The 5,322-nt window shown below is 60.8% G+C and carries 7 protein-coding genes; all 7 read right to left on the bottom strand.

Going from position 1 to position 5,322, the window contains the following annotated elements; translation table 11 throughout:
- Positions 1-119 precede the first annotated feature (119 nt).
- Positions 120-542, bottom strand: a complete 423-nt coding sequence (locus tag ACZM96_RS09370) for a hypothetical protein (protein ID WP_294487130.1) — start codon at positions 540-542, stop codon at positions 120-122.
- A gap of 15 nt (positions 543-557) precedes the next feature.
- Positions 558-1,079, bottom strand: a complete 522-nt coding sequence (locus tag ACZM96_RS09365) for an NUDIX domain-containing protein (protein WP_489488732.1) — start codon at positions 1,077-1,079, stop codon at positions 558-560.
- Positions 1,076-1,732: an L-threonylcarbamoyladenylate synthase gene (locus tag ACZM96_RS09360; protein WP_489488731.1), complete on the bottom strand. Its 657-nt coding sequence runs from the start codon at positions 1,730-1,732 to the stop codon at positions 1,076-1,078. The genes ACZM96_RS09365 and ACZM96_RS09360 overlap by 4 nt, the downstream gene beginning before the upstream one ends.
- 496 nt (positions 1,733-2,228) lie before the next feature.
- Positions 2,229-3,410 (bottom strand): mandelate racemase/muconate lactonizing enzyme family protein, encoded by a 1,182-nt coding sequence (locus tag ACZM96_RS09355; protein WP_489488730.1) that lies wholly within the window; start codon positions 3,408-3,410, stop codon positions 2,229-2,231.
- A gap of 23 nt (positions 3,411-3,433) precedes the next feature.
- On the bottom strand, positions 3,434-4,195 hold the full coding sequence (locus ACZM96_RS09350) for an ABC transporter permease (RefSeq protein WP_489488729.1): 762 nt from the start codon (positions 4,193-4,195) through the stop codon (positions 3,434-3,436).
- A gap of 53 nt (positions 4,196-4,248) precedes the next feature.
- Positions 4,249-4,848 carry an ABC transporter substrate-binding protein gene (locus ACZM96_RS09345; RefSeq protein ID WP_489488728.1) on the bottom strand — a complete coding sequence of 200 codons (600 nt, stop codon included), beginning with the start codon at positions 4,846-4,848 and terminating at the stop codon, positions 4,249-4,251.
- A complete protein-coding gene (locus ACZM96_RS09340; RefSeq protein WP_489488727.1) occupies positions 4,746-5,279 on the bottom strand; it encodes an ABC transporter substrate-binding protein in 534 nt (177 codons plus the stop codon). The genes ACZM96_RS09345 and ACZM96_RS09340 overlap by 103 nt, the downstream gene beginning before the upstream one ends.
- Positions 5,280-5,322 lie beyond the last annotated feature (43 nt).

Here is a 5,322-nt window from a genome sequence, read left to right as displayed (position 1 = left end):
GGTTGCGGGCGTAATCGGCCATAGATATGTCCTTGACGTGCTGAGATGAAAAAACGTTTTTTTGTGTGGGCGTTCCGGCCGGACGCGGAAGTCCCGGCCCGGGCGGAACGGCGGAACTCCTATTTGACGGCGATGTATTTTTCCATGGCCTGCGCGGAGCAGGTCTGTCCCCGCCAGAAGGCGGAGGCCCAGAGAATGAGCACCGAGGCCTGCGCGTCGTCGAGCTGCCGGAACTTGGTTTCGAGATTGCGCGGACTGCTGCCGTGCTTCTGATACAGTTCCTTTCTGTCGCAGTGCTCCAGCACATGGATGAGCAGATGCGTGAGCCGCAGATGCGAGGTATCGATGACGATGTTCTTGTGAGCGTCGATGATGGTCTTGAGCTCGGCGGGCGTGAAGAGCGATTTCAGCGCGCTCACGGTGCTGAACCAGGCGTCGATGGTCCAGGGCAGCATGAATTCCGCGCCTGCCGTGCGGCTGCGGAAATGCTCTCTGATCCACACGTCCTGTTCGTCGGAAGGGGTGCGTCCGTAATGGAACATGGCTTCTCCGAAAGGCTAGAAGGGGCGGGTGTAGGCGATGTCGCCGAATTCGAGGGACGGATCTTCCGCGCAGGGCAGCAGCGGGCGTCGGCCTTCCTTCCAGTCGCGGAAGTGGCCGATGATGCGCGCGTGGTCGAAGCACAGCGGTTCGGGAAGCGCGTCCAGCGGATAGAAGGCGGCGTCGGCGGCGTCGTCTCCGGCAAGAAGCTGTTCGGGGTGATCGCTGTGACCCACGAATACGGTGGTGAGCGTGTGGCAGCGCATGTCGCGCAGCGGCCAGGAATACACGCCGAGCACGCCTTCCAGAATGACGTCGAGGCCGGTTTCTTCCTTCATTTCGCGCACGGCGGCGTGTTCTGCGCTTTCGCCTTCTTCAATGAAGCCTCCGGGCAGAGCCATGCCGAGGGGCGGATTTTTGCGGCGGACGAGCACAATGCCGCGCGCATCGTCGTGAATGACGACGTCGGCGGTGGGGTACGGATTGCTGTAGCGGACCACAAGCGTTCCGCAGGACGGGCAGTAGCGGGGATGATTCATGCGCGAACCTCGGTGAGGGATGAAGACAGAAGGGAAAATCCGGCCTGTTCGAGCGTGGAAAGCGGCAGGGCTCCCTTGCGGATCACGCGCAGACGGCGTCCGCCCTCGGGAGCCACAATGGTGCTGGCTTCGCCGCCGCCGGGCGCGGGGGGCTCGTCGAGCACGCCGTCTTCGTCGGGGCGCAGGGCCCGGAGCAGTTCGGGGTCAAGGTCGGCCGCACGGGTGACGGCCGGTCGGCCGCTGATGTTGGCGCTGCTCGACACAATGGGAAAGCCGCAGGCGAGCGCCAGATCGCGGGCGACGGGGTGGGAGCTCACTCTTGCGGCAATGTGTCCGGTGCCGCCGGTAAGCGCTTCGGGAAGACCTGATACGGCGGGCAGAAGCAGCGTGAGCGGGCCGGGCCAGAAGGCGGCCAGCGCGGCCACGTCGTCGGCCAGCTCCGGGCCGGGGCAGGCGACGAGTTCGAGCTGCTCACGGCTGCCGAGAATGACGGGCAGCGGCATGGACAGCGACCGTTTTTTATATTGAAACACGCGCAGCACGGCATCGTCGTTGTCGGCGCGGCAGCCGATGCCGAAAAAGGTTTCCGTGGGGTAGAGAAGCACTCCGCCGCGATTCATGCGGCGGGCCGCTTCCTGAAGGGTTAGATTCACACCTGCCTCCCTGGGCAAAAATAAAGCTCTGAGCGCGGAGCACGGTCCGTATCTTGGCTGGAACGCTCCGCCAGCGGATGGCGCAGCCGAACGACTGCGGGCGAGAGCCGCGCTCGGGAAGAATCCGTCGGACTCTTCTCTTCTTTCCCATACCTGTTCCCATGACGACTTGCAAGCAAGGCCGGATGAAGAAATTCGGAAAGACAGGCGGCACGAGCTGGAGATGGACTCGCAAAAGGGGCGGCGTGCATTGCAGTCGAACGGAGGGCCGGATACGTGCCGGCGGCGTTCGGATGCAGAGAAAACATCGTCTGCGCCGGGCTTGTGCAGCAAGAAAGCGTTTGGAGCAAGTCAAACGTCGTGGGGCGAAGGGGCGGCGCTGCAAAGCGAGGCAGGAGGGCTGGAGGAAAGCGGGCCCTGGAAAAAAGAAGAGCCTCCGCCGGGGAGGCGAAGGCCCTTTTCCAGCGTCGCCCGCAAAGGCGCGGGCTCTGACGCGTTACTTTACCGTGGCGATTTCGCCGTGCTCGAAGCAGTAGGGCGAAAGCTCGTTGCCGAGGCCCGGCAGATCGGGGATGGCGAAGCGGCCGTTGACCGGCTGATAGTCGTGAATGCAGAGTTTGCGGTTGTAGTCGTAGCGGCAGTACACGTGCTGTTCGTGAATGGTGAAGTTGGGAATGGCGGCCTCAAGATGCAGCGCCGTGGCGGTGGAGAGCGGGGAGGCGCACACGTGGGCCTGCACGCCTACGTCGTAGATGTGGGCGAGGTCGCAGATTTTCTTGGCTTCCGTGATGCCGCCGCAGTTGCCGATGTCGGGCTGGATGAGCTGAATGGAGCCGTCTTCAAAATAGGGAGCGTAGCCCCAGCGGGTGTAGATGCGCTCGCCCTGACTGATGGGCACGGACACGCGTTCCGCCACGAACTTGTTCATTTTCGGCGTGGGGGTGCAGGGTTCCTCGAAGTAGAGCACGCGGTATTCTTCCGCAAGGCGGCCGAGCTGCACTGCGCCCTGTGCGTCGATGTAGGAGTGGTTTTCCATGATGATGTCCACGCCGTCGCCCACGGCTTCGCGCACGGCCGCGAGGCGGCGCTTTATCATGTCGTAGTTCTTGGGCGTGAGAATGCGGGTGGTTTCCTCGGCGTTCAGGCGGTGCCCGTCTTCGGCAAAGGTGAAGAAGTCTATTTTGATGGCGTCGTAGCCTTCGCTAACGGCCTTGAGCGCGTTGGCGACGTAGTCTTCCACGGAAACGGCGGGAATCTTCTTGTCGTCCCAGCCGAACTGCAGCTGCGAGGCGTAGCAGCGCAGGCTGTCCCGCATCTTGCCGCCCAGCAGCTTATACACGGGCGCGTTGAAGTATTTGCCCTTGATGTCCCACAGCGCCGTGTCTATGGCCGATATGGCGGAAAACACCACCGGGCCGCCGTTCTGTCCCCAGAAGGAGGACTTGTACAGTTTCTCCCAGATGACTTCGTTGTCCAGCGGATCCATGCCGAGAACGCTTTTGGAAAAGTCCTGAAGCATGCCGAAGGCGGCTCTGTGGGCGTTACCGTAGGCGAGCGCGGCCTCGCCGTCGCCGTAGATGCCGGCGTCGGTATAGACGCGGCAGAGTATGGGGGCCCAGCCGGGATTGTCCGCAGGCCTCATGTTCATGAGAATGACGTCAACCTTGGTGATTTTCATGGGATCAGCCTCCAGAGGCGGAATCAGTGTATCGTCCACTTGAGCAGACGGTTTTTGGCTTTTTCAAAAAACTGCATGACGATGACGAGCACGACGACCATGAACACGAAGCCGCACCAGGCTTCGGCGTAGAGGCCATACTCGGTGTACTTTTTGACGTAGTAGCCCATGCCGTATTCCGCGCCGTACATTTCGGCATAGACGAGCACCAGAAAGGAGCCGCGCAGCGAAGTGATGAAGCCGGAGAGAATGGAGGGCATGGCCGCGGGAAGAATGACCTTGCGCATTCTCTTGAAGCCCGTGAGTTCGAGGGTGGCGGCGTTGTCGAGATAGCGCTTGTCGATGGTCATGATGCCGTTGATGGTGGCAAAGAGCGTGGCCCAGATGGTGTTGTACACCACGAGAAAGAGCGAGGCCGCGCGGAAGTTGGGAGCGATGAGCAGCGCAAAGGGCGACATGAGGATGGCCGGAATGACGCTGATGGAATAGATGACCGGATGAATGACTTCCCGGAATTTTTTGTGCATGCCCATGAGCGTGCCGAGGGCGAGGGCAATGGCCACGGCGATGACGATGGAGGGAATCATGAGCTGGAAGGAATAGAGCATGTTGATGAACAGCGTCTTCCAGTCCTTGAGGAATGCGGCCGCGATTTCTCCGGTGGGAGGAAAGAGAAAGGCGTTGAAGGATTTCGTGTCCGCAATGTATTTGTAGCCGAGAACGATGCCTATATAGATGAGAATGGTGATCCAGTATTTTCGCAGGAACGTGACGAGCCTGACCATGAGCGCTCCTTGAAAGGCAAGGGGCCGTCGCTTTGCAGCGGCGGCCCGGCAGGTTAGAAGTTGTTGGCCTTGAAGAACGCCAGGCGCTCGTCGTAGAACTTGGGATCTTCGTTGTAGCGTTCCGCGATCAGTTCATCGAGGGCGGCCTTGTAGAGATCGACGTTGATGTGGGCGTCGAGGTCGTAGTTCTTGGCGCTTTCGGGCAAAAATCCGGTGTCCATCATGATTTTCCAGGTGGCCTTCACGGCGTTGCGCACGGGGTCCACGCTGGGGCGGTAGTTGGGATTCTTGAGGTACGCGGCCACGAAGTCTTCATCGGCGTGCAGTTCCTTGGCGAGAATCTTCACGCTTTCGTCGGGATGGGCGAGCAGGTACTGTTCGGAACGGATGAGCGCCTTGAGCAGAAGTTTGACCGTCTTGGGATTGGCCTTGACGAAGTCGCTGTTCATGTTCATGCGGCAGCAGCCGTAGTTGGGCTGAAGCTGATCGGCCCAGACCACGATTTCAAGCTGATCCTTCATGTTGTTCACGCGGAAGAGCAGATCGCCGCTCAGGCTGGCGTAGTCGGCCTCGCCCTTGATGACGGAGGTGAGGCGGTCGCTGTTGGTGCTGTAGGTGAGCCAGGTGACGTCGTCGATGTTGTATCCCGCCACATGAGCGGACCGGTGATCCAGGTCTGGCTCTTGGGCGCGGCGATCTTCTTGCCGATGAAGTCGGAAACGCCGTGCCAGCCCGTGCCCTTCCTGGCCACGATGTACATGCCCTTGAGCATGTAGCCGCCCACAATGGTGAAATCCGAGCCCTTGGCCATGAACTGCAGGGGATTGTTGGTGCCGTTGTTGGAGGTGACGTCCACCTGCTTGGCGTTCAGGGCGGTGAGGGCGTCGGAGGTGGAGTTGAGCGGAATTTCAATGACGTTGATGCCCACGTCCTTGAGATAGCCGTTGTTCTTGGCCAGCGTGACGAGCACGTTGCCGCTGTTGGCGCGCGCCCAGCGCACGGTGTTTACTTCCGGCTTGTCCTGGGCCATGGCGGAGCCGCAGGTCAGGCAAAGGGTGAGCAGGAAAAAGAGCAGTTTTTTCATGATGTTCTCCTTGAAAGGGAAGGGGGAATCAGGCTATGCGCCT

The organism is Mailhella sp., assembly GCF_057866825.1.
This window is presented reverse-complemented; position numbering and strand designations above follow the sequence as displayed.